Origin of the sequence: Tistrella mobilis KA081020-065 (genome assembly GCF_000264455.2) — a bacterium.
Taxonomy (GTDB): Bacteria; Pseudomonadota; Alphaproteobacteria; order Tistrellales; family Tistrellaceae; genus Tistrella; species Tistrella mobilis.
Genome location: NC_017956.1, coordinates 3632572 through 3658994 on the forward strand (window position 1 = coordinate 3632572; position 26423 = coordinate 3658994).

General features: G+C 69.5%; 24 protein-coding genes. 10 read left to right on the forward strand and 14 right to left on the reverse strand.

Going from position 1 to position 26423, the window contains the following annotated elements:
- Window positions 1-179: 179 nt before the first annotated feature.
- The 5 genes from TMO_RS16640 (at window position 180) to ugpC (ending at window position 5647) form a co-directional block, all read left to right on the forward strand.
- A complete protein-coding gene (locus TMO_RS16640) occupies window positions 180-962 on the forward strand; it encodes a glycerophosphodiester phosphodiesterase family protein (protein ID WP_014746817.1) in 783 nt (260 codons plus the stop codon).
- Window positions 963-1057: 95 nt separating this feature from the next.
- Window positions 1058-2386 carry a sn-glycerol-3-phosphate ABC transporter substrate-binding protein UgpB gene (ugpB, locus tag TMO_RS16645; protein ID WP_014746818.1) on the forward strand — a complete coding sequence of 443 codons (1329 nt, stop codon included), beginning with the start codon at window positions 1058-1060 and terminating at the stop codon, window positions 2384-2386.
- 96 nt (window positions 2387-2482) lie between these two features.
- Window positions 2483-3370, forward strand: coding sequence for a sn-glycerol-3-phosphate ABC transporter permease UgpA (gene ugpA, locus TMO_RS16650; protein WP_014746819.1), 888 nt, complete (start codon window positions 2483-2485; stop codon window positions 3368-3370).
- A gap of 21 nt (window positions 3371-3391) precedes the next feature.
- Window positions 3392-4240, forward strand: a complete 849-nt coding sequence (ugpE, locus tag TMO_RS16655) for a sn-glycerol-3-phosphate ABC transporter permease UgpE (protein WP_041606774.1) — start codon at window positions 3392-3394, stop codon at window positions 4238-4240.
- Window positions 4241-4489: 249 nt separating this feature from the next.
- A complete protein-coding gene (gene ugpC / locus TMO_RS16660; protein WP_014746821.1) occupies window positions 4490-5647 on the forward strand; it encodes a sn-glycerol-3-phosphate ABC transporter ATP-binding protein UgpC in 1158 nt (385 codons plus the stop codon).
- Window positions 5648-5664: 17 nt separating this feature from the next.
- On the opposite strand, the gene TMO_RS16665 is transcribed toward ugpC, so the two are convergent.
- The 4 genes from TMO_RS16665 to TMO_RS32610 form a co-directional block, all read right to left on the reverse strand.
- Window positions 5665-6567 carry a mechanosensitive ion channel family protein gene (locus tag TMO_RS16665; RefSeq protein ID WP_014746822.1) on the reverse strand — a complete coding sequence of 301 codons (903 nt, stop codon included), beginning with the start codon at window positions 6565-6567 and terminating at the stop codon, window positions 5665-5667.
- 66 nt (window positions 6568-6633) lie between these two features.
- Window positions 6634-6978, reverse strand: coding sequence for a TM2 domain-containing protein (locus TMO_RS16670; RefSeq protein ID WP_014746823.1), 345 nt, complete (start codon window positions 6976-6978; stop codon window positions 6634-6636).
- 107 nt (window positions 6979-7085) lie between these two features.
- Window positions 7086-7541 carry a nitronate monooxygenase gene (locus TMO_RS32605; protein ID WP_014746824.1) on the reverse strand — a complete coding sequence of 152 codons (456 nt, stop codon included), beginning with the start codon at window positions 7539-7541 and terminating at the stop codon, window positions 7086-7088.
- On the reverse strand, window positions 7541-8194 hold the full coding sequence (locus TMO_RS32610; protein WP_014746825.1) for a nitronate monooxygenase: 654 nt from the start codon (window positions 8192-8194) through the stop codon (window positions 7541-7543). The genes TMO_RS32605 and TMO_RS32610 overlap by 1 nt, the downstream gene beginning before the upstream one ends.
- Before the next feature lie 116 nt (window positions 8195-8310).
- On the opposite strand from TMO_RS32610, the gene TMO_RS16680 reads away from it, so the two are divergent.
- Entirely contained in the window at window positions 8311-9168 is an 858-nt protein-coding gene (locus TMO_RS16680) for a LysR family transcriptional regulator (protein WP_041605058.1), read from the forward strand.
- Window positions 9169-9174: 6 nt separating this feature from the next.
- Here the strand turns inward: TMO_RS16680 and TMO_RS16685 are convergent, their stop codons facing one another.
- Both TMO_RS16685 and TMO_RS16690 read right to left on the reverse strand, forming a co-directional pair.
- Window positions 9175-9879 (reverse strand): alpha/beta hydrolase, encoded by a 705-nt coding sequence (locus TMO_RS16685; protein ID WP_014746827.1) that lies wholly within the window; start codon window positions 9877-9879, stop codon window positions 9175-9177.
- Between the two features lie 37 nt (window positions 9880-9916).
- On the reverse strand, window positions 9917-10663 hold the full coding sequence (locus TMO_RS16690) for an alpha/beta hydrolase (RefSeq protein ID WP_081598963.1): 747 nt from the start codon (window positions 10661-10663) through the stop codon (window positions 9917-9919).
- Window positions 10664-10801: 138 nt separating this feature from the next.
- On the opposite strand from TMO_RS16690, the gene TMO_RS16695 reads away from it, so the two are divergent.
- Complete coding sequence (locus TMO_RS16695) at window positions 10802-11230, forward strand: nuclear transport factor 2 family protein (RefSeq protein ID WP_014746829.1); 429 nt, start codon at window positions 10802-10804, stop codon at window positions 11228-11230.
- 99 nt (window positions 11231-11329) lie between these two features.
- Window positions 11330-12055, forward strand: a complete 726-nt coding sequence (locus TMO_RS16700; RefSeq protein ID WP_014746830.1) for a MarC family protein — start codon at window positions 11330-11332, stop codon at window positions 12053-12055.
- Between the two features lie 4 nt (window positions 12056-12059).
- Here TMO_RS16700 and TMO_RS16705 read toward each other — a convergent pair whose 3' ends face one another.
- On the reverse strand, window positions 12060-13598 hold the full coding sequence (locus TMO_RS16705; protein ID WP_014746831.1) for an exopolyphosphatase: 1539 nt from the start codon (window positions 13596-13598) through the stop codon (window positions 12060-12062).
- A 69-nt stretch (window positions 13599-13667) separates the two neighbouring features.
- Window positions 13668-16055: an RNA degradosome polyphosphate kinase gene (locus tag TMO_RS16710; protein WP_014746832.1), complete on the reverse strand. Its 2388-nt coding sequence runs from the start codon at window positions 16053-16055 to the stop codon at window positions 13668-13670.
- A 145-nt stretch (window positions 16056-16200) separates the two neighbouring features.
- Between TMO_RS16710 and TMO_RS16715 the strand changes: the two genes are divergently transcribed.
- The gene (locus TMO_RS16715; protein WP_014746833.1) at window positions 16201-16719 is read left to right on the forward strand and encodes a SixA phosphatase family protein; all 519 of its coding nucleotides are present in this window, start codon (window positions 16201-16203) and stop codon (window positions 16717-16719) included.
- On the opposite strand, the gene TMO_RS16720 is transcribed toward TMO_RS16715, so the two are convergent.
- The 4 genes from TMO_RS16720 to TMO_RS16735 are packed head-to-tail and all read right to left on the reverse strand — an operon-like array spanning window position 16713 to window position 20807.
- Entirely contained in the window at window positions 16713-17057 is a 345-nt protein-coding gene (locus TMO_RS16720; protein WP_014746834.1) for an antibiotic biosynthesis monooxygenase family protein, read from the reverse strand. The two genes, TMO_RS16715 and TMO_RS16720, sit on opposite strands and share 7 nt — an antisense overlap.
- A complete protein-coding gene (gene glyA / locus TMO_RS16725; protein ID WP_014746835.1) occupies window positions 17054-18355 on the reverse strand; it encodes a serine hydroxymethyltransferase in 1302 nt (433 codons plus the stop codon). Before glyA ends, TMO_RS16720 begins: the two co-directional genes overlap by 4 nt.
- Window positions 18356-18390: 35 nt before the next feature.
- Window positions 18391-19548 carry an aspartate aminotransferase family protein gene (locus tag TMO_RS16730; RefSeq protein ID WP_051045535.1) on the reverse strand — a complete coding sequence of 386 codons (1158 nt, stop codon included), beginning with the start codon at window positions 19546-19548 and terminating at the stop codon, window positions 18391-18393.
- 23 nt (window positions 19549-19571) lie between these two features.
- Window positions 19572-20807, reverse strand: coding sequence for a benzoate/H(+) symporter BenE family transporter (locus TMO_RS16735; protein ID WP_014746837.1), 1236 nt, complete (start codon window positions 20805-20807; stop codon window positions 19572-19574).
- A 172-nt stretch (window positions 20808-20979) separates the two neighbouring features.
- On the opposite strand from TMO_RS16735, the gene TMO_RS16740 reads away from it, so the two are divergent.
- Window positions 20980-22536, forward strand: a complete 1557-nt coding sequence (locus TMO_RS16740) for a PLP-dependent aminotransferase family protein (protein WP_051045407.1) — start codon at window positions 20980-20982, stop codon at window positions 22534-22536.
- Between the two features lie 295 nt (window positions 22537-22831).
- On the opposite strand, the gene TMO_RS16745 is transcribed toward TMO_RS16740, so the two are convergent.
- Window positions 22832-23659 (reverse strand): glycerophosphodiester phosphodiesterase family protein, encoded by an 828-nt coding sequence (locus tag TMO_RS16745; protein WP_014746839.1) that lies wholly within the window; start codon window positions 23657-23659, stop codon window positions 22832-22834.
- A gap of 4 nt (window positions 23660-23663) precedes the next feature.
- Window positions 23664-26417: a bifunctional acetate--CoA ligase family protein/GNAT family N-acetyltransferase gene (locus TMO_RS16750; protein ID WP_014746840.1), complete on the reverse strand. Its 2754-nt coding sequence runs from the start codon at window positions 26415-26417 to the stop codon at window positions 23664-23666.
- Window positions 26418-26423: the final 6 nt, after the last annotated feature.

The following is a 26423-nucleotide window of genomic DNA, read 5'->3' on the forward strand; positions in this document are numbered from 1 at the left end:
GATAGCATCGCCCCCCAGGCGGCGAAAGTCCCCGCCTTGCGCAGTGGTGCAACGCCATCGGCGGGCGATATCACGCTGCGGTAACATCGCCGCCACGAAACCGTCAAAAGGCCACGGTAGAACCGCGACCAGTCGACGGTTCTGCACCCTCGTCTCAACCGTCGATCCGGTGATCCATCATGAGCACATCCGACGCCGTGTCCCGTCCTGCTTCACGCGCCAGCCTGCCTGCCGGCTTCGTCATCGGCCATCGCGGCGCCAGCGGTCATGCGCCCGAGAACACGCTGCCGGCAATCCGCCGCGCGGCGGAACTGGGTGCGCCGATGGTGGAGTTCGACGTGAAGCTCACCCGCTCCGGCGTGCCGGTGCTGCTGCATGACGACCGGGTCGACCGCACCACCGACGGCCGCGGCCCGGCGGCAGGCTTCGAGCTGGCGGCGCTGAAAGCGCTGGATGCCGGCGCCTGGTTCGCCCCCGCTTTCGCCCGCACCCGCATCCCCACCCTGGCCGAGACCGTGGCGCTGCTCTCTGAAACCGGTCTCGATGCCAATGTCGAGATCAAGCCCTGCCCCCATCGCGAGACCGAAACCGCGGCGGTCGTGGCGGAAGAGCTGCGCCGTTTCTGGCCGGCGGGCAAGCGGCCGCCGCTGCTGTCCTCCTTCGAGATGGCCTCGCTCCGCGAGGCACTCAGGGTCGCCCCCGATCTGCCGCGGGCCCTGCTGTTCGAGGGCCTGCCCGCCCCCCATACCCTGGATGCGCTGATCGGCGAGCTGCGCCCCGTCGCCCTGCATCTGTGGGAGCGGGTGATCGACGAAGGGGTCATCTCCTGGGCGCGCCTGCGCGGCCTGGAGCTCAGAGCCTGGACGGTCAACGACCCTGCCCGTGCCGCGCATCTCCATGCCCTCGGCGTCACCGCCGTGTTCACCGATTTCCCCGACCGGATCCTGTCCGGGGCAGGCTGATCCCGCCCTTCGCCGCAGACGATCCGGTCGACCCGCACCTGTCCCCAAGACCGACACCGGAAGACAGCACCTCCGGACCCTCAGGGAGCGTCGTCATGAACAAGACCTGGATCGTCGCCGCGGCCGTGGCCGCCGGCTTCACCGTCGGCGGTTTCGCCGGTGCCGCCGATGCCGCCACCAAGGTGGAATGGTGGCATGCCATGGGCGGCGAGCTTGGCCAGAAGGTCGAGCAGATCGCCAAGGACTTCAACGCCGGCCAGTCCGACTACGAAATCGTCCCGGTCTACAAGGGCAATTACGCCGAGACCATGACCGGTGCGATCGCCGCCTTCCGTGCCGGTCAGCAGCCCGCGATCGTGCAGGTGTTCGAAGTCGGCACCGCCACCATGATGGCGGCCAAGGGCGCCATAAAGCCGGTCTATCAGGTGATGGAAGAGGCGGGTGAGCCCTTCGATCCCAAGGCCTATCTCCAGGCGGTGACCGGCTATTACAGCACCACCGACGGCCGCATGCTGTCGATGCCGTTCAACAGCTCGACCCCGGTCATGTATGTCAATCTCGATGCGGCGCAGAAGGTCGGCATCGACTACAAGACCGATCTCGCGACCTGGGAACAGGTCGGCGACTACATCAAGAAGGCGCAGGCTGCCGGCTCTACCTGCGGTCTGACCACCGGCTGGCCGTCCTGGACCCAGCTCGAGAACGTCTCGGCCTGGCACAACCAGCCCTTCGCCAGCAAGGAAAACGGCTTCGGCGGTTTCGACACCGAGCTGACCTTCAACGGCCCGGTGCAGGTGAAGCACCTGGAGACGCTGGGCGAATGGCAGAAGACCAAGGCCTTCGACTACGGCGGACGCCGCAGCGATGCGCGCCCGAAGTTCATCTCAGGCGAATGCGTGCTCTATATCGACAGCTCCGCCTCGCTCGCCGGCATCCGCAACGGCGTGAAGGACTTCACCTTCGGCGTGACCATGCTGCCCTACTGGAAGAGCGCGGTCGAAAAGCCCCAGAACTCGATCATCGGCGGTGCCAGCCTCTGGGTGCTGAACGGCAAGTCGGCCGAAGAGTACAAGGGTGTCGCGAAGTTCTTCAGCTACCTGTCCTCGCCCGAGGTCCAGGCCGACTGGCACCTGTTCACCGGCTATCTGCCGATCACCACGGCCGCCTATGACTATGCCAAGCAGCAGGGTGCCTATGACAAGACCCCTGAGGCCGAGGTCGCGATCCATCAGATCAACCTGAACCCGCCCACCGCCAACTCCAAGGGCCTGCGCCTCGGCAACTTCGTCCAGATCCGCGACGTGATCGAGGAAGAGATGGAGCAGGTCTTCGCCGGCAAGAAGACCGCGAAGGCGGCACTCGACGATGCCAAGACACGCGGCGACGAGCTGCTGCGCCGGTTCGAGCGCACCGCCGGCAACTGATCGCCCGAAGATCCGTGCTGCCGGCCCGTGCGGGGGCATGTCCCCCGCACGGGCCGCATCGCTTCGCCTCCCATCCGCCCGGAACCCCTCCGCCCCATGGCCACACGCTCGCTCTTTCGCGGCAGAGCCCTGCCGCTTGCCCTGGTCGCGCCCCAGATCGCCATCACCCTGATCTTCTTCGTCTGGCCCGCGGCCCAGGCGCTGAAACAGTCGATGCTGATCGAGGACGCCTTCGGCTTCGGCTCGGAATTCGTCTGGTTCGAGAATTTCGAAAGCGTGCTGACCGATCCCGGCTATCACAACGCGATCGCGGTCACGGCGCTGTTCAGCATCGGCGTGATGCTGGTCTCGCTGAGCCTGGGGCTGCTGCTGGCGGCCCTGGTCGACGGGGTCACCTCACGGCGGGTCGGCGCCATCTACCGGGCAATTTCGGTCGCGCCCTACGCCATCGCCCCGGCGGTCGCGGGCGCGCTCTGGTTCTTCATCTTCAACCCCACGGTCGGCATCGTCACCCATTGGCTCGGCCTGGTCGGCATCGACTGGAACCATGTCCGCAACGGTGATCAGGCCCTGCTGCTGGTGATCCTCGCCGCCGCCTGGAAGCAGATCGCCTATAATTTCGTGTTCTTCCTGGCCGGGCTGCAATCGATCCCCCGATCGCTGATCGAAGCGGCGGCGATCGACGGGGCCGGGCCCGGGCGGCGTTTCGTCAGCATCGTCCTGCCCCTGCTCTCGCCCACCGCCTTCTTCCTGATGGTGGTGAACCTGACCTATGCCTTTTTCGACACCTTCCCGGTGATCCATGCGGTTACCCAGGGCGGCCCCGGCAATGCCACCGAAACCCTGGTCTACAAGGTGTTCCGCGACGGCTTCATCGGCCTCGATCTCGGCCGGTCGGCCGCGCAGTCGGTGATCCTGATGGTGGTGGTCGCCGCCATGACCGTGGTCCAGTTCCGCTGGGTCGAGCGCAAGGTCCACTACTGAGCGAGGAGTCCTCCCATGGCCATGGTCGAAGGCGGCACCCGCTCGCGTCTCGTCCGTCATGCCCTGATCTGCGGCCTGCTCGCCGCGATCGTCTTTCCGGTCTATATCGCCTTCGTGACATCGACCCACGAGGCTTCGACCATGCTGCAGGGCGTGATCCCGCTCCTGCCCGGCCCCGATCTGGTCCCGACCTATGCCCGGGTGCTCGCCACCGGCATTCCGACCTTCGGCGACCTGCCGGTGGCGACCATGATGCTGAACTCGCTGGTCATGGCGCTCGGCATCGCCATCGGCAAGATCGTGATCTCGCTGCTCTCGGCCTATGCGATCGTCTTCTTCCGCTTCCCGCTCAGGATGCTGTGGTTCTGGATGATCTTCGCAACCCTGATGCTGCCGGTGGAGGTCAGGATCGTGCCGACCTTCCAGGTGGTGTCGGATCTGGGGCTGCTGAACAGTTTCGGCGGGCTGATCGTGCCCCTGCTCGCCTCTGCCACCGCGACCTTCCTGTTCCGGCAGTTCTTCCTGACCATCCCGGACGAGCTGATCGAAGCCGCGCGCGTCGACGGTGCCGGGCCGATCCGCTTTCTGGTCGACGTGATCCTGCCCTTGTCGCGCACCAACATCGCGGCACTGTTCGTGATCATGTTCGCCTATGGCTGGAACCAGTATCTCTGGCCGCTGATCGTGACCACCGATCCGCAGATGACCACGATGCTGATCGGCATCCAGCGCGCCCTGTCCGGCAGCGATGAGCTGACCCCCTGGAACCTGGTGATGGCGATGAGCCTGCTCGCCCTGCTGCCGCCGCTCGCGGTCGTGCTCGGCATGCAGCGCTGGTTCGTCAAGGGCCTGGTCGACGCAGAGAAGTAGTTGTTGGCGGGGGAGTCTTTTAGCCCCTCGCCGGGCGGGTGCTGCCGCACCCTTGGCCGCCGCCTCAATGGCGGCTGTTGGCGACCCTCGGCCCAAGCGGGTGCTGCCGCCGCCTCAATGGCGGGAGTGTTTTAGCCCCTCGGCCCAAGCGGGTGCTGCCGCGCCCTTGGCCGCCGCCTCAATGGCGGCTTGTTGACCACCATCGTCCGTATGCGGAATCCCGTCTTAATCCGAAGGCAGAGCTGTCCCATGAGCACGCTGACCCTGGCCGATCTGCGCAAATCCTATGCCGACACCCCGGTCATCCATGGTGTCGATCTCGATGTCGCCGATGGCGAATTCGTGGTGCTGGTCGGGCCGTCCGGCTGCGGCAAGTCCACTTTGCTGCGCATGGTGGCGGGGCTGGAGACGGTCACCGCCGGCCGGATCCTGATCGACGGCCGGGTGGTGAACGAGCTGGAGCCCCGGGATCGCGACATCGCGATGGTGTTTCAGAACTACGCGCTCTACCCGCATATGACCGTGTTCCAGAACATGGCCTACGGGCTCAAGATCCGCGGCATGACCAAGGCCGAGATCCGCCGGCGGGTGGACGAGGCCGCCGCCATGCTGGGCCTGGGGGCCCTGCTCGACCGCCGGCCGGCGGCCCTGTCGGGCGGCCAGCGCCAGCGCGTCGCCATGGGCCGCGCCATCGTGCGCGAGCCGAAGCTCTTCCTGTTCGATGAGCCGCTGTCCAATCTGGATGCCAAGCTTCGGGTTCAGATGCGGCTGGAGATCAAGCGCCTGCATCAGCGCCTGGGCGTCACCAGCCTCTATGTCACCCATGATCAGGTCGAGGCGATGACGCTCGCCGACCGGCTGGTGGTGATGAACGGCGGGCGGGCCGAACAGATCGGCCGGCCGCTCGATCTCTATCTCCGGCCCGCCACCCGCTTCGTTGCCGGCTTCATCGGCTCGCCGGCCATGAACTTCATGCCCGCAGCCCTGTCGTCCGATGCGGTTCTGGTTCAGGGCGACCGGCCGATCCGGGTCGATCCGGCGGCCATGGGCCTTCAGGGTCTGACCGGTACGGCCGGGAATGGTGCGGCCGGGGAGGGCGCCGTGCTGGGGCTCAGGCCCGAAGACCTGCACCGCCCGGGCGCCAGCGCGCTTGCCGGCGCGCCGGTCATGGAGCTGGGGCTGGAGGTGATGGCGGTAGAGCCGCTGGGGGCCGATACCCTGATCCATGGCCGGCCGACCGCCCCCTGCGGCACGGCGCTCGCCGATGCGGCGGGCGAGGCCCGCGGCCTCGTCACCGCCCGCCTGGCCGGCGCGGTCGAGGCGGCGCCCGGGGCGCATCTGGCCCTCCAGGCGCGGCTCGACCGGCTGCATGTCTTCGGCGGCGACGGCCGGCGCCTCGGCGCCTGACCGCCCGCCCAAGATGATCAGCCGACCTGCGGCGGCGCCGTGCGCGCTCTCTCGGTCCCATTCTCTGGGGCAAGCCCCACGGTGACGCCCTTGGGCGCGATCAGATGCACGTCGCGCTGCGGGAAGGGGATGCTGCAGCCGGCGGCTTCGACCGCCAGCTTGGCGCGCTTCATCATGTCCCAGCGCAGGCTCCAGTAGTCGCCGATCGCCGCATTGAAGCGCATGGTGATGTCGACCGAGCTTTCGCCCAGATTGGTCACCATCACCTGCGGTGCGGGATCCTTCAGCACCCGTTCATCCGCCGCCAGAACCGCCGACAGCGCCTCGATCGCCGTGTCGATGTCGTCGTCATAGGCGATGCCGACCACGATATCCATGCGCCGGATCGGGTTGCGGGCATAGTTGGTGATCGGCTGCCCCCAGACCTGGCTGTTGGGCAGGCTCATGAACACCCCGTCCGCCATCTTCAGTTCGGTGGTGAACAGGTTGACGTTGATCACCGAACCGGCGCGGCCGCCGGCATCGATGAAATCGCCGATCCGGAACGGCCTGAGGAAGAGCAGCATGATGCCCGCCGCCACATTCGACAGCGTCCCCTGCAACGCCAGGCCGATGGCGAGGCCGGCGGCGCCGAGAATGGCGATGATGCTGGCGGTCTGCACCCCGAACTGGCCGAGGACGATGATCACCGTCAGGACCAGGATGCCATAGCGCACCAGGCTGGCGATGAACGGCCGGAGCGTCGGGTCCATGTGGCTGACCCGGCCGAGGGAGCGGTCCACCCCCTTCTCCAGCCAGCCTGCGATCAGCCAGCCGCCGATCAGGATGGCGATGGCGCCCAGAACCGCCATGCCATAGGTCACCGCCAGCGTGCTGAGAGCCGCAATCACGGCATCGATTTCGGTCGTCACCTGATCCATGCGGACGAGGTCTCCTTATCGGTCCATCCACGCCGATGTCGTCCGGGTCGGGCGACTGACCAGATGTCAGCGGGTCAGGCGGCCGATCAGCTCCTCGTTACGACGGCGGACCATGCCTGGAATCAGGAACAGGTCCAGGAACAGCCACAGAGCAAGCAGCGCATAGCCGAGATATCCGACCAGGAAAAACACCAGCACGGCAGATATGCCGTTCAATGCCAGCATGATCAACCCCGAGACCCAGGATCCAAGATACATCCGGTGCACACCGAACCATCCCAGGAAGAACCAGAGGAGATAGGCGAGCAGCGCGCTCTTCTTCTCGTTGTCATAGCGCATCATCATGACGGTCTGGTCGGTTCCGCCGGTGCGGCGCTCTTCCGGCCGGAGAAAATCTTCGTCTCTGCTCATGGGATGGTCCATCCTGAACGCGGCCGCGGGATGCTGCCGGGGGGTTTCACATGGAACCATGCCCCCTTGCGCACCGCAACCTCGGCCCCGGATACAAGGGTCCGGTCCTACCGGTCGGACCGTGTCAGACCCTCAAGCGCTACGGCCAGTTCCTGCCCCAGCCGCTCGACGAGCCCGGCGACCGGCAGCGACCGGGAGAGCCCGGCCCCCGCCCCCGCCCACCAGGCCTGGGCCTCGGGCACGCCCGCCGCCTCGGCGCGGGCGCGGATCGGTTTGGTCAGACCGTGCTGGGCCGGAAATGCCGCCAGCATCGCCGGTTCCGCCGGCATGGCCTCTCCGGCCGCCAGCAGCTTGCGGGCCTGACGCGCGGTGAAGGCGCGGGTCAGCACGGTCCGCCCCTCGCCGGCCGCCGCCGCCTCGGCCAGAAGCCGGCGATGGCCGGGCTTCGTGCCGGCCTCTGCGGTCGACAGAAAGGCCGTGCCCAGCTGGGCGCCGGCGGCACCCATGGCGAGCGCGCCGGCAATGCCGCGGCCGGTCATGATGCCCCCGGCCGCAATCAGCATCACCCCGGCGGCTGCCGCCTCTGCGGCCAGCGCTTCCAGCAGGGCCGGCCAGCCGAAGGCCGGGGCGGCCCGTCCGCATCGAACATGCCGCTATGCCCGCCGGCATCGGCGCCCTGCAGCGCGATCATCTCCACCCCCGCCGCGATCAGCGCCCGGCCTTCCAGCGGCGTGGTGGCAGTGCCGATCAGCGCGATGCCGCGCGCCCGCGCCGCCTCGACCAGCCCTGCCGGGGGCAGGCCCATGGTGAAGCTCAACGCCGCCGGCGCCTCGTCGAGCACGGCACGGATCTGGGCATCGAGCGGCGGCGCGGCATCCGAGACATCCTCGGGCAGTACCGCCCCCACCCGCGCCGCCAGCGGTTCCAGCGCCTGGCGTGCGGCCGCGATCTCGTCTGCCCCGGCGATCCGTCCCTGATGGAAGAACAGGTTGACCGCAAACGGCCGGTCGGTCTGCGCGCGGATCGCCCGGATCTCTCCGGGGATGTCCTGGGCGCGGGTATAGGCGGCCCCCAATGACCCCAGAACCCCCGCCTCGCTTGCACCGGCCACCAGATCGGCGGTGGTCGGCCCACCGGCCATGGGCGCCTGGATGACCGGCAGGCGGAGACCGAAACGGCGGGTCAGGGCGGTGGCGATGAGGGGACGGGCAGACATGGCGACAACCTCCGGGGGCTTTTGAACCGCTTTCAGCTTACGTCGCACCAATGCTTGCACACCAGCGACGATGAGTGGATCATGTTTTCAGTTTTTTTGAAAACATGAGCCTTCCGATGGACCTGGCCGACCTGGCAGCAGTGAAAGCGGTGGCAGAGCTCGGCGGGGCGACCCCGGCGGCCGAGCGGCTGAACTGCGTGCCCTCGGCCGTCACCGCCCGCCTGAAGCGGCTTGAAGCCGAACTCGATGTCGCCCTGTTCCGCCGCCGCTCCCGCGGACTGGACCTCACCGAGGCCGGGCAGCGGCTGAAAGACTATGCCGACCGGCTGCTGATGCTGGCCGAAGAGGCCCGCCACGCGGTGGCCGGTGGCGGTATGGCCGGTCTGCCGGTCCGGATCGGTGCGATGGAAACCATCGCCGCCACCCGCCTGCCCGGCATTCTGGGCCGCTTCCGTCGCCAGGCCGGCAGCGGCGCCCGGCCGATCGGCCTTGCCACCGGCACCACCGACGAACTGGTCGCGGATCTTCTGCGCCATCGCCTGGATGTGGCGCTGATCGCGGGCCCGCTCGACCACCCTGCCCTGGCCAGCCGCCGCGTCTGGACGGAACGGCTGGTCCAGGCGGCCCCTGTCGCCGGGGCAGAGACCGGCAGCGACGGGCTGCCCCTGCCGCTGATCGGTTTCCGGTCGGGCTGCGCCTATCGGGCGCGGGCCGAGAAACTGCTGCGAGAGGCCGGCCGCCTGCCGGTCCGGGTGCTGGAGCTGGGCACGCTCGACGGGGTGATCGGCTGCGTGGCGGCAGGGCTCGGCTTCACCATCCTGCCGGAACGGGTCTTCCAGGGTCATACCGGCCCCGGCATCGCCCTCACCCCCCTGCCCGCCGCCGCCGCGGAGGTCGAGGTGCTGGCGGCCTGGCCGCGCGGGCGCGGCGACGGTCTGGCCGAAGCCTTCGCCGCCGCGGCAGAGGCGGCCTAGGCGCGATCAATCCTGCGGCAGCCGCTCCATCAGGAAGCGGGCCGCCGCCTCGGCGCCCTGCTGGTCGATGCCATGGGCAAGGCCGGGCCGGCGGATCAGCGCCGCCTGGATGCCGGCCGCCTCGAGCTTGGCAAGCGCATGGCCCGAGGCCTCGACCGGCACGACCGGGTCGTTGGTGCCGTGGATCAGCAGCACGTCGGGCCGGCGCGCGCCCTCGGCCATCGGCGGCACCTGGCCGAGCATGGCCCCCGAAAAGCCCACGATCGCCGCCGGCGGCTGGTCGAGCGCCAGCCCCACCCCCAGCGACATCATCGTGCCCTGCGAAAAGCCGATCAGGGCCAGCCGGTCGGCGCCCAGCCCGTGGATCTTCAGCTTCCCGGCCAGAAACGCCCTGAGCGGCGGCGCAGCACGGGCAACCCCGGCCGCCATCCTTGCATGGGCCGCCGCCATGTTGGCCGGGTCGCGGCGCAGCATGTCGGGGTCGTAATCGTCCAGGCCGAACCACTGCCGGCCGAAGGGCGACATTTCGCACGGATACGGCGCATCCGGCGCATAGAAGGCGGTGTGCGGCAGCGCCTGGGCAAAGAACGGCGCCAGCCCGATCAGGTCCTGGCCGTCGGCGCCATAGCCATGCAGGAAGACCACGATCCGGCGGACGATGCCGTCCTTGGGCAGAAGATCGGGGCCGGTCAGGGTGGCGGGCGCGGTCATGGGTCTGGTCTCCCGAAAAGACAGGCGGTCGGATGGGTCACTGCGGCAGGTGATCGTCGAGGAAAGCGGTCGCCGCCGCAAGCCCGGCGAAATCGACCCGGTGATCCAGCCCCGGCCGGGCCAGAAGCTCCACCCGGAAGCCGGCCGCCCCAAGCCGCGCCTGCACCCAGCGTGCCGCGGCGAAGGGCACCACGTCGTCGGCCTCGCCATGGACCAGCATCACCGGCGGCCGGGATCCCCCCTCCGGCAGTTCCGGCAACGCCCCCAGCAGCGTGCCCGAGAACCCCACCACCGCAGCCGGTGCCGGCTGCCCCGTGGCCAGCCGCGCCATCATCATCGCCAGCGACATCATCTGCCCCTGCGAGAAGCCGGCGAAGGCGGTCGCGGCGGCCGGCACCTCCAGGGACCCGAGCAGACCACGGATCCGGGCATCGAGTGCCGGACAGACGGCCGCGGCATTCCGGCCCATCAGGGCATGGCCCGCGGCATCTGCGGGCAGCATCGCCGCCGGATCGCCCGCCACCCAGCCCGGGCGGAAGCCGGGGGTGGAGAACCACTGCCGGCCACTCACCCCCTCGGGGCAGGTCTCGCCGCCATCGGGGCAGAAGAAAGCCGCCGTGGTCATCCGCCGCGCCATGCGCCGGGCGAGCGCCATCATTTCGCGACCATCGCCGCCATAGCCGTGCAGCAGAACGACCAGCCGGCGCACGGGGCCATCCTCGGGCAGAAGCAGTTCATGAGCCTGGACGGGACTTGTGGCCTGGACGGGACTGGCGGATGACATGCGGGCTCCGTGGCGTCAGGATCATGCGGGCCGGGGTGCAGCGATGCCGCCGAGCCTGGATCAGATCCCCTCCGAGTGCAATCATCCGGTGGCGTCAGGACGCCTCGGACATCACGCCGGCCAAGGATACCCAAGCTGATGAGCGACGACACAGAGACCCGGCAGCGGGCTGATATCCAGGCCCTCCTGCGCGCCCACGCCGCCTTCTATGAAGCCTTCGTCACCCGCGATTTCGCCGCCATGCAAGCGATCTGGGCGGCGCGGCTGCCGATCGCCTGCATTCATCCCGGCTGGGGCGCCCTGGTCGGGCGCGAGGCGGTGATGACCAGCTGGCGGACGATCCTGGCCAACCCGTCCAGCCCCACGCTTGCAGTCGACCTGATCGACGTCACCGTCTATGACAGCACCGCCCGCATCCTGGCCTATGAGCGGATCAACGATGCGGTGCTGATCGCGACCAACCTGCTGGCGCGCGAGGACGGGGCCTGGAAGATCGTCCACCACCAGTCGGGTCCGACCCCGCCGCCCACGGAATACGCGACCGTCCCGCCGCATCGCCTGAACTGACCGTCCTGCTGCACCCGCGGCGGGGTTGCGACCGTCACACGGCCCGTGACATCGTCGACGGAAGGGTGCGGTGGCCGTGCCCGTCGAAGGGAGAGTGCGATGCTGGAACTGGCGATCAGTGCCTTCGTCACCCTGTTCGTGGTGATCGATCCGGTCGGGCTGGCGCCGATGTATGGCGCGCTCACCCGCGAGCATACCGAGGCGCAGCGCCGGCGGATGGCCTGTCGCGGAGTGATCGTGGGCGGGCTGGTGTTGCTCGGCTTCGCGCTGGGCGGCGAGGCACTGCTGAATGCGATCGGCGTCTCGCTCGATGCCTTCCGGGTGGCGGGCGGCATCCTGCTGTTCGTCGTCGCCTTCGACATGGTCTTCGAGCGGCGCACGGAACGGCGCAAGCGTCAGGTCGAAGCCGCCCATGCCGCCGACACCCAGGCCGGGGCCGCGGCGATGCTGGCGGCTGAATCCGCCTTCGCCGCCCCCGAACTTCTGGAAGAGGCTTTCGAGCACGAACACGAGGATGTCTCGGTCTTCCCGCTGGCCATCCCGTTGATCGCGGGGCCCGGCGCCATCACCTCCACCCTGCTGCTCACCACCCGGGCCGGGGGTGATTGGGTCGCGACGCTGCTGGTGCTGGGCATCCTGGCCCTGGTTCTGGCCTCGACGCTGGGCGCGCTGCTGATCGCCGGCCGGCTGAACCGCCTGATCGGCGAAACCGCGGCCGCGGTGATCAGCCGGGTGCTGGGCATCCTGCTGGCCGCCCTTGCCGCGCAATTCGTGCTCGACGGGGCGGCAGAGCTGGTCGTCGGGGTGATCCGCCAGGGAGCCTGATAGCTCAGGCGGCCTCGGCCGTCATCCGCCAGCGGCGGCGCATCACCTTGGCCACGGCCTCCAGCCGGCGTTCCACCACCTCGCCCATCAGATCGCGCCCGCCCGGGCGGGCGCGCAGGGTCAGCGCCTGGGGCGTCAGCTCCAGCTCTCCGCGGTCGAGCAGGGCGGGGGCGCAGCCCGAGAAGGTATCCCCCAGCCTCAGGGCCAGCCCGATCAGCCGGGCGCGGGCCTGGGCCGGCTGGTCGAGCAGATCCCGCGCCGGCCGGGCATGCAGCCCGGTGATGTTGCCGGCATAGCGCGCATAGACCGCCAGCGCCAGAAAGGCGCGCTCGCGATGGCGCAGCGGCAGGAAGGGCATGGTCAGGATCTCTTCGATCGCATGATCGGCCCGCCGGTCGGGATGGGCGGCGACGGCGATTTCCGACAGCAGACAGGCGGCATGGCGCAGGCGCAGATCATTGGGCGTCTCGCCGGCAAACAGCGGCGCGATCCAGTCATGGACCCGGTCGCCATAGGCGCCGAAGCCCGAATGCTGATCGGCGATGTCGCGGCAGGCGGCCATCAGCGGATCGGCGGCCCTGAGCGCCGCCGGCAGGTTCTCGTAGAGCACGCCCTCGCGCAGGCCATAGGTGGAGAACACCACCTCGGACGGCTTCACCCGTCGTACCAGCCCGGCAAGCGCCGCCGCGGCATGGGGGAGGGTCGCCAGCCGCCGGGCCGGTGCCGCCTTGAGCCGGGCAAGATCGGCCGCCTTCATACCCATCACTTTGTCGGCCAGTGCCAGGGTCTGGGGCATGTCGAGCGTGTAGCGGTGGATGGCGGCGATCGGATGGCGGGTTTCGGCGATATGAACCCGCGCGATGGCACGCCAGCCGCCGCCGACCAGATAGAGCCCGCGCGCGGCCGCCTCTGCCGCCCAGGGGGCGTCGTCGAGCGCCTTCTCCACCGCCTCGGTCCAGGCCCGGGCGTCGGAGCCGCGGGCGGCCAGGCGCAGCGCGCCCACCGGCAGGGTGATCTGGCGACCCACGGCCCCCTGCTCCACCCGCACCAGTTCCAGCGAACCGCCCCCCAGATCGGCGACCAGCCCGTCGGCCTCGGGTTCCGAGGACAGCACGCCCAGGGCCGAGAGCGTCGCCTCTTCGACACCGGTCACGATCCGGATCGGAATGCCGCACTCCCGCTCCACCCTCTGGATGAAGGCGGGGCCGTCGGCGGCATCGCGCACGGCCGCGGTCGCCACCGCAATGATCGCATCGCCGGCAAGCTCGCGGCCGATGGCGGCGAAGCGGCGCAGGGCCAGCGCCGCGGCGTCGGCCCGTTCAGGGTCCAGCCGGCCGGTATCGGCCACGCCGGCGCCCAGCGCGCACAGCGCCTTTTCATTGAAGATGGGCTGCGGCATGCGCTTCAGCCCGTCGAAGATCACCAGCCGCAGCGAGTTCGAGCCGATATCGATCACGCCCAGGCGGCGCGGGCCGTTGCCGGGAAGACGCAGATCCGGCGCCGCATCGGTGCCGGCCGTGGTCGGGAATACCCGTTCGCTCATCCACTCCGTCCGCTTGGGGTGTGCGGTCCGTCCATCCTGTCACCAGCCACGGGCAACGCGGCCGACCCGTCAGGTCAGCGACAGGTGGGGCACTTCCCCCCGCTTCCGCAGCGCCTTGCCCCGGCCCGACAGGCTGGGATTGGTCATGAAATATGTATGCGCCGAGAAGCCCTCGCCAACCGGGGCCATGCGCTTATACACGCCGTCGGGACCGAGCGTCCAGCTCTGGAGCGTGTCCTTCAGATTGGCGACCATGATCTGATCCAGCACCTGCTGGTGCACGGTCGGGTTCTCGATCGGCACCAGGGTTTCCACCCGCCGGTCGAAATTGCGCGGCATCCAGTCTGCGGAAGAGATGAACAGTTTCGCCTGGGGCGAGGGCAGCGCCTGGCCATTGCCGAAGCAGACGATGCGGCTGTGCTCCAGGAAGCGGCCGACGATGCTCTTCACCCGGATCCGCTCCGACAGCCCCGGCACGCCCGGGCGCAGGCAGCAGATGCCGCGGATGATCAGGTCGATCTCGACACCGGCCTGAGAGGCGCGGTAGAGCGCATCGATGATCAGCGGGTCGACCAGGCTGTTCATCTTGGCCCAGATCGCCGCCGGCCGGCCGGCCTGGGCATTGGTGATCTCGCCGTCGATATGCTCCAGCAGGCGCAGGCGCACGCCGCGCGGGCTGACCGCGATCTTCTCGAAATGCGACGGCTCGGCATAGCCGGTCAGATAGTTGAACAGATAGGCCGCATCGCGGCACAGCGCCGGATCGTCGGTGAAGAAGGACAGGTCGGTATAGATCTTGGCGGTGATCGGGTGATAGTTACCGGTGCCGAAATGGACATAGGTCGTCAACCCCTCGCCCTCGCGCCGGACCACCAGGCTCAGCTTGGCGTGGGTCTTGAGCGAGATGAAGCCATAGACCACCTGCACGCCGGCGCGCTCCAGGTCGCGCGCCCAGCGGATATTGGCCTCTTCGTCGAACCGGGCCTTCAGCTCGACCAGGGCGGTCACCGACTTGCCGGCCTCGGCGGCGGCGACCAGCGCCTTCACGATCGGGCTGTCGTTGCTGGTGCGATACAGCGTCTGCTTGATCGCCACCACATTCGGATCCATCGCCGCCTGGCGCAGGAACTGCACCACCACGTCGAAGCTCTCATACGGGTGGTGGACGATCATGTCCTTCTGGCGGATCGCCGCGAAACAGTCGCCGCCATGCTCGCGGATGCGCTCGGGGAAGCGGCTGTTGAAGCTCTGGAACTTCAGGTCCGGCCGGTCGTCGATGATCAGCTGGCGGATGTCGGCCATGCCGGGCATGGCGGTCACCACCACCATGTCGGGGCTCTTCACGCCCAGTTGCGCCGACACGAAGTTGCGCAGGCCTTCCGGCATTTCATCGTCGATCTCGAGATGGATCACGCTGCCGCGGCGGCGGCGCTTCAGCGCGCTCTCGAACAGCCGCACCAGGTCTTCGGCCTCTTCCTCGATTTCCAGATCGCTGTCGCGCAGCACCCGGAACTCGCCCGAGGCGATGACGTCATAGCCCGGGAACAGGCCGTCGATCAGCAGCAGGATCGTGTCCTCGATGCCGATCATCCGGACCTCGTCGGTCTCGGGCAGGCGCACGAAGCGGCCGACCTGGGCCGGCAGGCGGACCAGCGCGTTCATCATCGTGCCGTCGGCCTTGCGGCGCAGTTCCAGCACCAGCGCCAGACCGCCATTGGGGATGAAGGGGAAGGGATGGGCCGGATCGACGGCCAGCGGGGTCAGCACCGGGAAGATCTGGTTGCGGAAATGCTCGTCCAGCCAGACCCGTTCCTTCTTGGTCAGCTCGGACGGCGAGACCACCCGGATGCCCTGCTCCTTCAGCTCCCGGCGCAGCATGCGCACCGAACGCTGCTGCTCGCGCATGGTGTCGTGGGTGCGCTGGCGGATCTGGCGCAGCTGCTGGGCCGGCGTCAGCCCGTCCTGGCCGATCAGCTCGATGCCCATCTCCACCTGGCTCCACAGCCCCGCCACGCGGACCATGTAGAACTCGTCCAGATTGTTGGCCGAGATCGACAGGAACCGCACCCGCTCCAGCAGCGGATGGCGGGTGTTCCAGCTCTCTTCCAGAACCCGGTTGTTGAAGGCCAGCCACGACAATTCACGGTTGATGAAGCGCTGCGGCGAGGTGATGTCGATCCGCCGCTGGCCGCGGGCGGGCCGGCTTGCCGCCGGGGCCGGGGCTGCCACGGGTTCCACCGCAACCGTCGCCGCCGCCACCGCCCGGGCCTCGACCTCGGCCGCACTCTCGGCGGAACTCGGCACGACGCTTGCGGCACCGGCCGCCGCTGCGGCCTCGGCCGCAGCCGCCTCGCTGAAGGTGGTGGAGGTCCCGGCCTCGGCGGCCGTTTCCACCGCCGGGGCCGCGGCGGCGTCGGTTTCGGTGGCAGGCTGCGCGGCGCGGGGGGTGGTCGGCAAGATGGCTCTCCTGGGCGGGTATCAGGCGTGAAAACAATGTTCACGATAGCGGATCTTTGTTGCGGATGCATGATCGAGATGCCATTTCGCGCCTGAGCCCGCGGATCGGACCGCGCCCCTCACTTGCCCGGGAGACTGCCCCCGAATGCCGCGCCTGATCCTGCTCCGTCATGCCAAATCGGCCTGGGACGACCCCGCCCTCGCCGATCACGACCGGCCGCTCAACCGCCGCGGCCGCGCCGCCGCCCGGCTGATGGCCAAACCTGTGGCCGAGGCGGCCCCGGACCTGGTGCTCTGCTCCACCGCCCGCCGCACGCGGGAAACGGTGGAGCATATGGTCGATGCCGGTGCCTTCCCCGCCGGCCGCGTGGTCCACGACGCTGCGCTCTACCATGCCGCCCCGGCCGCCATCCTGGCCGTGGTCGGCATCCATGCGGCCGGCCACGCGGCGGTGATGGTGGTCGGCCACAACCCGGGCCTGCACGAGCTGGCGGCATCGATGGCGACCGCCGGCGACGACCGGGCCCGCACGGCCCTCGCCGCGAAATTCCCCACCGCCGCCCTCGCCGTCCTCGATCTGGCGGGGCCCGGATGGCGGCCGGGCGACGCCCGCCTGACCCGCTTCGTCACCCCACGGATGCTGGAGGCCGCCGCCGGTCAGTGACGGCCAATCAGGCTGTCCTCCGGCGCCTCGGCACGCTGGTGCAGGCCGTAATCCCTGAGCACCGTCATCACCCGCACATGGTAATCATGGAAAATCCGGTCGCGCCCGGCCTTCTGAGCCGAAAGATGAGGGTCCAGATTGCGCCAGCGCAGGACGGCCGCCTCGTCTTCCCAGATCGTCACCGACATCACTTTGGCCGGATGGAGCGTGCTCTGGAAGCATTCGACCGAAATGAAGCCCTCCATCTTCTGCAACATCGGCTGCAGCCGGTTCACCATGTTCACATAGGTCTGATTCTGTCCGGGCACGGCTTCGAGTTCAAAGGTCACGACGATCACTGAACGACTCCTCGCCGGTTTAAGTGAATGGCAGGGCGATAGACCGGGTGGCGCCGGCAAAGGGTCACGACCTGCTCCCGGACCCGATCGCGAACGGCGGGGGCCGCACCGGTCCCCAGCGCGTCGAGCACATCGGCCAGCCAGCCGGCCAGAGCCTCGCAGTCGGCGATGCCGAAGCCGCGGGTGGTGACGGCCGGCGTGCCGATGCGCAGGCCCGAGGTCACGAAGGGGGAGCGCGGATCGCCCGGCACCGCGTTCTTGTTGACTGTGATCCAGGCATCGGCCAGCGCCGCATCGGCATCCCGACCGGTGAAGGCGCGGTCGGAGAGATCGATCAGCATCATGTGATTGTCGGTCCCGCCCGAGACGATCCGGTAGCCGCGATCCATGATCACCCGCGCCATCGCCCGCGCATTGGCCAGAACCTGTTTCTGATAGGTCCGGAACCCGGGCGAGAGCGCCTCTCTGAACGCGACCGCCTTCGCCGCGATCACATGCATGGCCGGCCCGCCCTGGATGCCGGGGAAGACCGCGCCGTCGAGCTTGCGGTAGAACGCCTCCCCCTGCCCCTTCGCCAGGATCAACCCGCCGCGGGGGCCGCGCAGGGTCTTGTGGGTGGTGCTGGTCACCACATGGGCATGCGGCAGGGGGTCGGGGTATTCGCCCGCCGCCACCAGGCCCGCCACATGGGCCATGTCGACCCAGAAGATCGCCCCCACCTCGTCGGCGATCGCCCGCATGCGGGCCCAGTCCTTGCGCCGGGAATAGGCCGAAAAGCCGCCGATCAGCATCCGCGGCCGGGTCTCGCGGGCGATGCGGGCCATGTCGTCATAATCGATCAGCCCGGTTTCGGGATTGAGCCCATAGGGCACGATCCGGTAGTGCCGGCCCGAGAAGTTGGCCGGGTTGCCATGGGTCAGATGGCCGCCCTCGGACAGGTTCATGCCCATCACCGTGTCCCCGGGCCGGACCAGCGCCAGGAAAATCGCCGCACTCGCCTGGGCACCAGCATGGGGCTGGACATTGGCATAGTCGCAGTCGAACAGGGCTTTCGCCCGGTCGATCGCCAGCCGCTCGGCGACATCGACATGCGCGCAGCCGCTGTAGAAGCGCCGGCCGGGATAGCCTTCGGCATATTTGTTGGTGAAGACCGAGTTCTGCACCGCCATCACCAGCGGGCTTGCATAATTCTCCGAGGCGATCAGCTCGACATGATCTTCCTGGCGGTCTTCCTCGGATGTGATCGCCCGGGCAAGCTCGGGATCGACATCGGCAAGGCGGATGGACGGATCATACATGGCGGGAAGCTCCCATCTGTCCGGAAGAGGCGGGGTCAGTCGAGGGTGGCCAGCAGGCGGGTCAGGCGGGTGACCACCTCGTCGATCTCCGCCGTGCCGGCGATCAGCGGCGGCAGCAGGCGGATGGTGTTGGCGCGGGTGACGGTGATCAGCAGCCGTTCCTCCAGCAGCGCCCGACCGACCAGATCGCCGCAGGGGCGATCCAGTTCGATACCGGCCATCAGGCCGATCCCACGGATGGCGACCACCCGCGGATGCCCGGCAAGCGCCCCCCTTAACCCGGCGAGCAGTCGCGCGCCCAGCATCGCCGCCCGCTCGGGCAGCCGGTCGCGGGCCATGACGTCGATCACGGTGCAACCCACCCGGCAGGCCAGCGGATTGCCGCCGAAGGTGGAGGCATGATGACCGGGGGAGAACAGCGCCGCCGCCGGGCCTCGGGCCAGGCAGGCGCCGATCGCAACCCCGTTGCCCAGCCCCTTGGCCAGCGTGATCACATCGGGGGCGACGCCGGCATGCTGATGGCCGAACCAGGTGCCTGTGCGGCCCATGCCGGTCTGGACCTCGTCGATCATCAGCAGCCAGCCGTGCCGGTCGGCAAGGGCGCGCAGCGCCCTCAGATAGCCGGGAGAGGCCGGGTGCACCCCGCCCTCCCCCTGCACCGGCTCCAGCAGGACCGCGACGATGCCGGGCTGTTCGTCGGCAAGCCCGCGGACGGCATCGATATCGTCATAGGGCACGCGCAGGAAGCCCGGCATCAGCGGCTCGAACCCCCGCTGCACCGCCGGATTGCCGGTCGCCGCCAGGGTGGCGAGGGTGCGGCCGTGGAAGGCGCCTTCCATCACCACCACCTGCGGGGCGGCCACCCGCATCGCCGCGGCATGCAGCCGGGCGAGTTTCAGCGCCGCCTCGTTCGCCTCGGCGCCCGAATTGCAGAAGAAGGCCCGGGTCATCCCCGACAGGGCGCAGAGCCGGCGGCCCAGCTCCTCCTGCCAGGGAATGCGAAACAGGTTCGAGGTGTGCAGCAGCTCAGCCGCCTGCCCGGCGATCGCCGCGGTGACCTCGGGATGGGCATGACCGAGGCCGGTGACAGCAACGCCCGAGATCGCGTCGAGATAGTCGATGCCCGCCTCGTCCTGAAGCTGCATGCCCCGGCCGCGCACGAAGGCGACGGGCAGGCGCGCATAGGTCTGCATCAGACAGGCGGTGTCGGGATGGATCACCGGGCGGCTCCTTCGCGCGAGGGCCGGGGGGCGACCGGCCGCGCCGACGGGCCGCGGCGGCAGAGCGCCAGATGCGCCAGAAGACCGATCAGCAAACCCCAGAACGCGCCGCCGATGCCGAGCATGGTGATGTTGGCGGCAGCCGCCAGGAAAGTGATCAGCGCCGCCTCGCGGCCGGCCGGGTCGGCGAGCGCCGAGGCCAGGCTGCCGCCGATCGTGCCCAGCAGGGCAAGCCCGGCAAGTGTGGTGATGAAGGTTGCGGGCAGGGTCATGAAAACGGCGGCCAGGGTCACGCCGAACACGCCGACCAGGATATAGGCGACCCCCGCCGCGATGCCGGCGATCCAGCGCTTCGACGGGTCCTCGTGTGCCTCGGGCCCGGTGCAGATCGCCGCCGTGATCGCCGCCAGATTGAAGGCGTGGGAGCCGAAGGGCGCCATCAGCAGAGAGCCGAGCCCGGTGACGGTCACGATCGGGCTGGCGCTGGTCTTGTAGCCGTCATTGCGCAGCACCAGCATGCCCGGCATGTACTGGCCGGTCAGCGTGATCAGGAACAGCGGCAGGGCCACCGACAGCAGGGCGTTGAGCGAAAACGCCGGCAGGGTGAAGACGGGGGCTGCGACCGCAAGCTCCAGCCCCTCCAGATCCACCCGCCCCTGGATCAGCAGGAAGCCCAGCCCCAGCACCAGGATGCCCACCACCGCATAGCGGGCGGTGAAGCGCTTGATGGTCACATAGGCCAGGATCAGCAGCCCGGCGAGCAGCGGATCGATGCTCATGCCACCGAAGGCGCCGATGCCGAACTGGAGCAGGATGCCGGCAAGCAGGCCGGCCGCCACCCCCGGCGGGATCAGCCGGATCACCCGGTCGAAACAGCCCGAAAGGCCGAGCACCACGAAGCCCGCGGCCGAGATCAGATAGGCGCCGATCGCCTCGGCATAGGGTGTGGTCTGCAACGCCACCACCAGAAAGGCGGCGGCGGGCGTCGACCAGGCGGTGATGATCGGGGCCCGGAACCGCCAGCTGAGCAGAAGCCCGGTAATGCCGACGCCGATCGACACCGACCACACCCAGGACGCCGTCAGCGCCGGGTCGAGCCCGGCCACACGGGCCGCCTGGAAGACCAGGATGAAGGTCCCGCCGTAGTTGACGATGACCGAGACGAGGCCGGCCACGACCGGATGGATAAGGTCGGTGGGGCCGATGGCGCGCGGTTGAGCGGCTGAGCGCATGGCGTCGGGGATCCTCCGTAGCGAGGGGACCGCCCGCTCCCGGGCGGCGCGCTACGTGATAGCGCGCCAATGGCTGGTTGAGCCCGGACACTTTCCGCAGCATGACCAGACCACTTCGCCCGACCGCCGCGGACGTGCATGCCGATGGCGCCGATCGCGGTGGCTGCATAGAATGGCCGGGTTTCGCCCTCCCCCGTCAGTGAAGCCGCACACCCTGAAGACCTTCGAACTCGACACGCTGAAGATCCGGCTGGCGGATGCCGAGATGCAGCGCCTCGACCTGCATCAGCGCATCCAGCGGGCGTTGAGCGGGTTGATCCTCGACGGCGCGCTGGCCCCGGGTATGAAGCTGCCGGCCAGTCGCCGGCTGGCGGCCTCGCTCGGCATCGCCCGCGACACGGTGGAAAACGCCTATGTCCAGCTGCACCGCGACGGCTTCATCATACGGCGCGAAGGCTCGGGCAGCTATGTCTCCCCCACCCTGGGCACGGATCTGGAAGGGGTCGCCCGCCGCCGGCTCCGCCGGCGGGCGGAGGCGCGCCACGACCCGGCCGGCGGACAGGGGTTGAGCCGGCGCGGCCGGATGGTGCTGGACAGCGGCGGCATCGCCGACCAGCGCGCGGTCCGCCCCTTCGTGACCGGTTTGCCCGAGACCTGCACCTTCCCGACCGAGATCTGGGAACGTCTGCAACGCCGGATGATCCGCGACCATCGCGACGGCATTCTGCTGCATGGCGACCCGCAGGGGGCCGAAGCCCTGCGCGAGGCGATTGCCGCCTATCTCACCCTGGAGCGCGGCGCCGGTGTGGCCGCGGATCAGATCCTGGTGCTGAGCAGCACCCGTCAGGCGCTCTATCTCTGCGCCCAGCTTCTGGTCGATGCCGGCGGGCCGATCCTGATGGAAAATCCCGGCTATTTCGGCGCCCGCAAGGCCTTCGAGGCGGCCGAGGCGCGGATCGTGCCGATCCCGGTCGATGCCCGGGGCATCCGGACCGATCTGGTCAGGGCCGATCAGAGCGGCGCGGCCTGCGTCTATGTCACGCCATCCCACCAGTATCCGACCGGCGCCACGCTGTCGCTGGACCGCCGGATCGACCTGATCGCCTGGGCCGCAGAGACCAGTGGCTGGATCATCGAAGACGATTACGACAGCGAGTTCCACTATGACGGCCTGCCGACCGCCTGCGTCCAGGGCCTGGACCGCGACCGGCGGACGATCTATATCGGCACCTTCGCCAAGACGCTCTATCCCGGGCTGCGGCTCGGCTATATGGCCCTGCCTCCGACGCTGGTCGAGGCCTTCACCCGCGCCCGCAGCATCATCGACGGCCACACGCCGCAGCTGCAGCAGCTCACCCTCGCCCGCTTCATGGCCGACGGGCATTACAACGCCCATATCCGGGCCATGCGCAAACTCTATGCCGGTCGCCGGCAGGTGATGCTCGATGCCATCGCCCGGCATCTGGACGGCATCGCCACCGCCACCCGCCCGCCCGGCGGCCTGCAGATCCCCTGCATCCTGGAGCCCGGCTGGCCAGAAGCCGATACCATCGCCCGCGCTGCCACGGCCGGGCTTGTGCTGCCGGGCCTCGGCCGCCTGCATATCGGCCCCGGCGCCCGCCCCGGCTGGCTGCTGGGCTACGCCTCCCTCGCCGCCCACGAGATCGAGGCCGCCATGCTCCGCTTGGGGGGCGTGTTGCGCCAGGGGCACAGCGACGGGGTGCCGTAAGGCATAAGGCTCTGTCGTCCCGCCCCCTGCCATGTTCTTATATCCGACAGGATCATATCCGCAGCGGCTCGACGCAGAGGCACCGCATGCCCTTTCCGACACTGAACAAAGATGATGAGGCAGGCACCGCCACAACCCGGTCGCGCCGCACTCTGCTCCAGACACTTCGCGTCGCAGCTTCAGCAAAAGCAACAGTAGGACCGACCGCGGCTCGCAGTCAGGATTTTCTGTACGATGAAGCGGGTCTCCCGCGGTCTGATGGAAACAACACCGCCTGACGGCAACCCCCTGGTCCTCAACCTTTCCCCGACCACCGGTTCCGCAGCCGGCGCAGCCAGACCGGCAGAAGCGGGGTGGGCAGCGGGGCGCCCAGGATGCGGTCGGGGGCGTCGACGATCGCGGCGGCGGCGCCGGCGCGGATCAGCCGGCGCAGGCGGCGGCGGCTGTCGGTGCCGTAGACCAGCACCAGCGGCGGATCGGCGCGGCTGCGGAGCGCCCTGATCGCGCGCGGGCCGAAGCGGCGGGCGTTCATCACCACCAGATCCGCCGTCGTGATCACCCCGGCCATCGTGGCGGCATCGGCCGGCCGGCGCAGCACCGGCCCGACCGGCAGGGTCGGCAACAGGCGTGCGGCCAGGCTCACCACCGCCGCCGAGGTCGAGGTCACCACCAGCCGGCCAGGGGGCAAAGGCGCGGCCTCGATCACGCGCGCGACGGCGGTCACCAGCCCGAGTGCCGCGTCTTCCCCCGCCTCCGCCGGCGGCTTCAGTTCCAGATTGAGGCCGAGCCCGATCCGGGCGGCCAGCGCCAGGGCGCGGGCCAGGGTGGCCGGCGGCTCTGCCACCGCCCCTGCCCCGAACCAGAGCGCCGCATCCATGCGGGCAAGGTCTGCCGCCGCCACGGCCGCGAGCGGCCCGCGGCCGCTGGTGGTGGCATCCAGATCCGGATCATGCAGCAGCACCGGCGTGCCGCAGCCGGTCAGCCGCACATCCACCTCGGCCCAGTCGGTGCCGAGCATCGGCACGCCGGCCAGGGCCTGAAGCGTGTTCTCGGGCGCATGGGCGCCCCCGCCACGATGGGCGATCAGCCGCCCGCGCGGCAGCAGGACCGGCCGGCGCGCCACCGGTTCAGCGCGAGGCCGGGGGCGCGGGGCTCTCTGCGGTCTTGCGCAGGTCCAGCACCACTTCGACCACGTCGTCTTCCAGCGAATCGCGCACGGTGAAGCCCAGCGTCACCATCAGCTTGCGCATTGGCCGGTTGTCGCGCAGCACCTGCCCCACGATCCGATGGATGCCGCGGGCCCGGCAATAGGCGATCACCTTGTTCATCAACCGGATGCCAAGCCCCCGGCCCTTCAGGTCCGACCGCACCACCACGGCGAATTCGGCATCCACCGCATCCGGATCGAACACCACCCGCACCACGCCCACCGTCTCGGCCCCGGTCTCGTCGGGCAGCACGCCGGGCTTCACCGGCGGGATATCGCCGCCGTCGAAGCGGGTGCGGGCGATGAAGGCCATCTCGCGGTCGTAATCGATCTGGGTGAAGCGGGCCATTTCGGTGTGGCTGAACTCGCGCACCACACCGAAGAAGCGGTATCGGATATCCTCGGGAGTCAGATGGCGGACGAAATCCTGATGGCCCGGCTCGTCCTCGGGGCGGATCGGGCGCAGCACCGCATGGCGGCCGTCGGCCATCGTCACCGTTTCCACCAGATCCAGCGGATAGGGCCGGATGGCCAGCGGGCCGCGGGCGCCGCCGCCGGGGAAGACCTCGACATGGGCATCCAGCACCAGCACGCCCATGTCGTCGGCGATCAGCGGGTTGACGTCCAGGCCGCGCATCTCGGGCAGGTCGACCACCATCTGTGCCACGCGGATCAGCACGCCCGAAATCTCGTCCAGATCCGCCGCCGGCCGGTCGCGATAGCCCAGCAGCAGCTTGTGCACCCGGGTGCGCATCATCAGCTCGCGCGCCAGCACGGTGTTCAGCGGCGGCAGGGCCAAGGCCCGGTCGTCGACCAGTTCCTCGGCGGTACCGCCCTGGCCGAAGCTGATCACCGGGCCGAAGACGGGGTCGTGGATCACCGCGATCCGCAGCTCGTGCGCCCGCGGTCGGCGGATCATCCGCTGCACCAGAAAACCGTCCAGCGGCGCACCGGGCGCGCGGGTGCGCAGCCGCTCGGCCAGGCTGGCGGCGGCACCGCGCACCTCGTCGGCATTCTGCAGGTCGACCACCACACCACCCACCTCGCTCTTGTGGGTGATGCCGCTGGAGGCGACCTTCAGCACCGCCGGGAAGCCCAGCGCCGCGGCGGCGGCCACGGCCGCCTCGGCATCCGCCGCAAGACGGGTCTCGATCGTCGCGATGCCATAGGCACCAAGGATGCGGCCGGCCTCGATCTCGGTCAGCCGGCTGCGGCCTTCGGCACGCGCGCCGGCGATCACCGCCCGGGCGGCCGCGACATCCGGCGTGAAGGTCTCGGGCACCGAGGACGGCGTCTCCATCAGCATGTCCTGGATCCGGCGATAGCCGACCCGGTGCATGAAGCCGCGCACGGCGTGATGGGGCGTGTCATAGGTGGCGATGCCGGCCTCGTTCAGCACCCGGCGGGCCGGGGCCGCGCCCTGCCCGCCCAGCCAGCTGGTCAGGATCGGCCGGCGGGTGCGCTCCGCCGCCTTGGTCACCACCCGGGCAACGTCGGCGCCGTCGGCCACGCCGGTCGGCGCATGCAGCACCAGCACCGCATCGGCGCCCTTGTCTTCCAGCAGAATGTCCAGCGCCTCGGCATAGCGCCCGGCATCGGAGTCGCCGCCGATATCGACCGGATTGCCGCCAGACCATACCCCGGGCAGCACGCCGTCGAGCTTCGCCACGGTCTCGGGTGCCAGCTCCGCCAGGCTGCCGCCGGCGGCGATCAGGCTGTCGACCGCCATCACCCCCGGCCCGCCGCCATTAGACAGGATGGCCAGCCGGTCGCCACGCGGCGGCTGCAGCCGGTGCAGGGTTTCGACCGCGTCGAACAGCTCGCCGATCTCGCCCACGCGCAGGATGCCGGCACGGCGCAGCGCCGCCTCGTAGACCTCGTCCTCGCCGGTCGCGGCGCCGGAATGGGTAAAGGCCGCGCGGGCGCCTGCCGGCACCCGGCCGGATTTGATCGCCAGCACCGGCTTGTTGCGCGCCGCCGCCCGTGCCGCCGACAGGAAGCGGCGGGCGGAATCGATCGCCTCGACATAGAGCAGGATGGCACGGGTGGCGGGGTCACCGGCCAGATAGTCGATCACATCGGCGAAGCCGACATCGCGGCAGTCGCCCAGGCTGATCATGGCCGAAAAGCCGATGCCATGGGCCACCGCGTGGTCCATGACCGCAGTGCCGATGGCGCCCGACTGGGTGAGGAAGGCGATGCGCCCGCGCGGCACCCGGGCGGGCGCGAAGCTTGCGTTCAGCCCCACCTTCGGCACCACCAGCCCCAGCGTGTTGGGGCCGACCAGGCGCAGCCCCGTCGGCCGCGCCGCCTCTACCGCCGCCTGGGCGAGCGAGGCGCCGCCCGCGGTATAGGTCCGCCCCAGCCCGGCCCCGATCAGCACCGCGGCACGCACGCCGCGCTGGCCCGCCTGGCGGACCATCTCGGGCACCTGTTCGGGCGGGGTGCAGATCAGCGCCAGATCGGGCGTCACCGGCAGATCGGCGATGGTGCGATAGGCCAGCACGCCTTCGACCGAATTGTAGCGCGGGTTGACCGGCATGATCGGGCCGGCGAAACCGCCATCCAGCAGGTTGCGCATCACCATGCGCCCCACGCTGCCCGGCCGGGTGCTGGCGCCGATCACGGCCACCGCCTTGGGGTCGAAGATCGCGTCGAGATTTCGGATGGTCATGTGGGT

Bases quoted from the DNA above. Each gene is read 5' to 3' on its own strand.
- TMO_RS16640 (WP_014746817.1), top strand. From the start codon at position 180: ATGAGCACATCCGACGCCGTGTCCCGTCCTGCTTCACGCGCCAGCCTG.
- ugpB (WP_014746818.1), top strand. From the start codon at position 1,058: ATGAACAAGACCTGGATCGTCGCCGCGGCCGTGGCCGCCGGCTTCACC.
- ugpA (WP_014746819.1), top strand. From the start codon at position 2,483: ATGGCCACACGCTCGCTCTTTCGCGGCAGAGCCCTGCCGCTTGCCCTG.
- ugpE (WP_041606774.1), top strand. From the start codon at position 3,392: ATGGTCGAAGGCGGCACCCGCTCGCGTCTCGTCCGTCATGCCCTGATC.
- ugpC (WP_014746821.1), top strand. From the start codon at position 4,490: ATGAGCACGCTGACCCTGGCCGATCTGCGCAAATCCTATGCCGACACC.
- TMO_RS16665 (WP_014746822.1), bottom strand. From the start codon at position 6,567: ATGGATCAGGTGACGACCGAAATCGATGCCGTGATTGCGGCTCTCAGC.
- TMO_RS16670 (WP_014746823.1), bottom strand. From the start codon at position 6,978: ATGAGCAGAGACGAAGATTTTCTCCGGCCGGAAGAGCGCCGCACCGGC.
- TMO_RS32605 (WP_014746824.1), bottom strand. From the start codon at position 7,541: ATGCTGATTGCGGCCGGGGGCATCATGACCGGCCGCGGCATTGCCGGC.
- TMO_RS32610 (WP_014746825.1), bottom strand. From the start codon at position 8,194: ATGTCTGCCCGTCCCCTCATCGCCACCGCCCTGACCCGCCGTTTCGGT.
- TMO_RS16680 (WP_041605058.1), top strand. From the start codon at position 8,311: ATGGACCTGGCCGACCTGGCAGCAGTGAAAGCGGTGGCAGAGCTCGGC.
- TMO_RS16685 (WP_014746827.1), bottom strand. From the start codon at position 9,879: ATGACCGCGCCCGCCACCCTGACCGGCCCCGATCTTCTGCCCAAGGAC.
- TMO_RS16690 (WP_081598963.1), bottom strand. From the start codon at position 10,663: ATGTCATCCGCCAGTCCCGTCCAGGCCACAAGTCCCGTCCAGGCTCAT.
- TMO_RS16695 (WP_014746829.1), top strand. From the start codon at position 10,802: ATGAGCGACGACACAGAGACCCGGCAGCGGGCTGATATCCAGGCCCTC.
- TMO_RS16700 (WP_014746830.1), top strand. From the start codon at position 11,330: ATGCTGGAACTGGCGATCAGTGCCTTCGTCACCCTGTTCGTGGTGATC.
- TMO_RS16705 (WP_014746831.1), bottom strand. From the start codon at position 13,598: ATGAGCGAACGGGTATTCCCGACCACGGCCGGCACCGATGCGGCGCCG.
- TMO_RS16715 (WP_014746833.1), top strand. From the start codon at position 16,201: ATGCCGCGCCTGATCCTGCTCCGTCATGCCAAATCGGCCTGGGACGAC.
- glyA (WP_014746835.1), bottom strand. From the start codon at position 18,355: ATGTATGATCCGTCCATCCGCCTTGCCGATGTCGATCCCGAGCTTGCC.
- TMO_RS16730 (WP_051045535.1), bottom strand. From the start codon at position 19,548: ATGCAGACCTATGCGCGCCTGCCCGTCGCCTTCGTGCGCGGCCGGGGC.
- TMO_RS16735 (WP_014746837.1), bottom strand. From the start codon at position 20,807: ATGCGCTCAGCCGCTCAACCGCGCGCCATCGGCCCCACCGACCTTATC.
- TMO_RS16740 (WP_051045407.1), top strand. From the start codon at position 20,980: ATGGCCGGGTTTCGCCCTCCCCCGTCAGTGAAGCCGCACACCCTGAAG.
- TMO_RS16750 (WP_014746840.1), bottom strand. From the start codon at position 26,417: ATGACCATCCGAAATCTCGACGCGATCTTCGACCCCAAGGCGGTGGCC.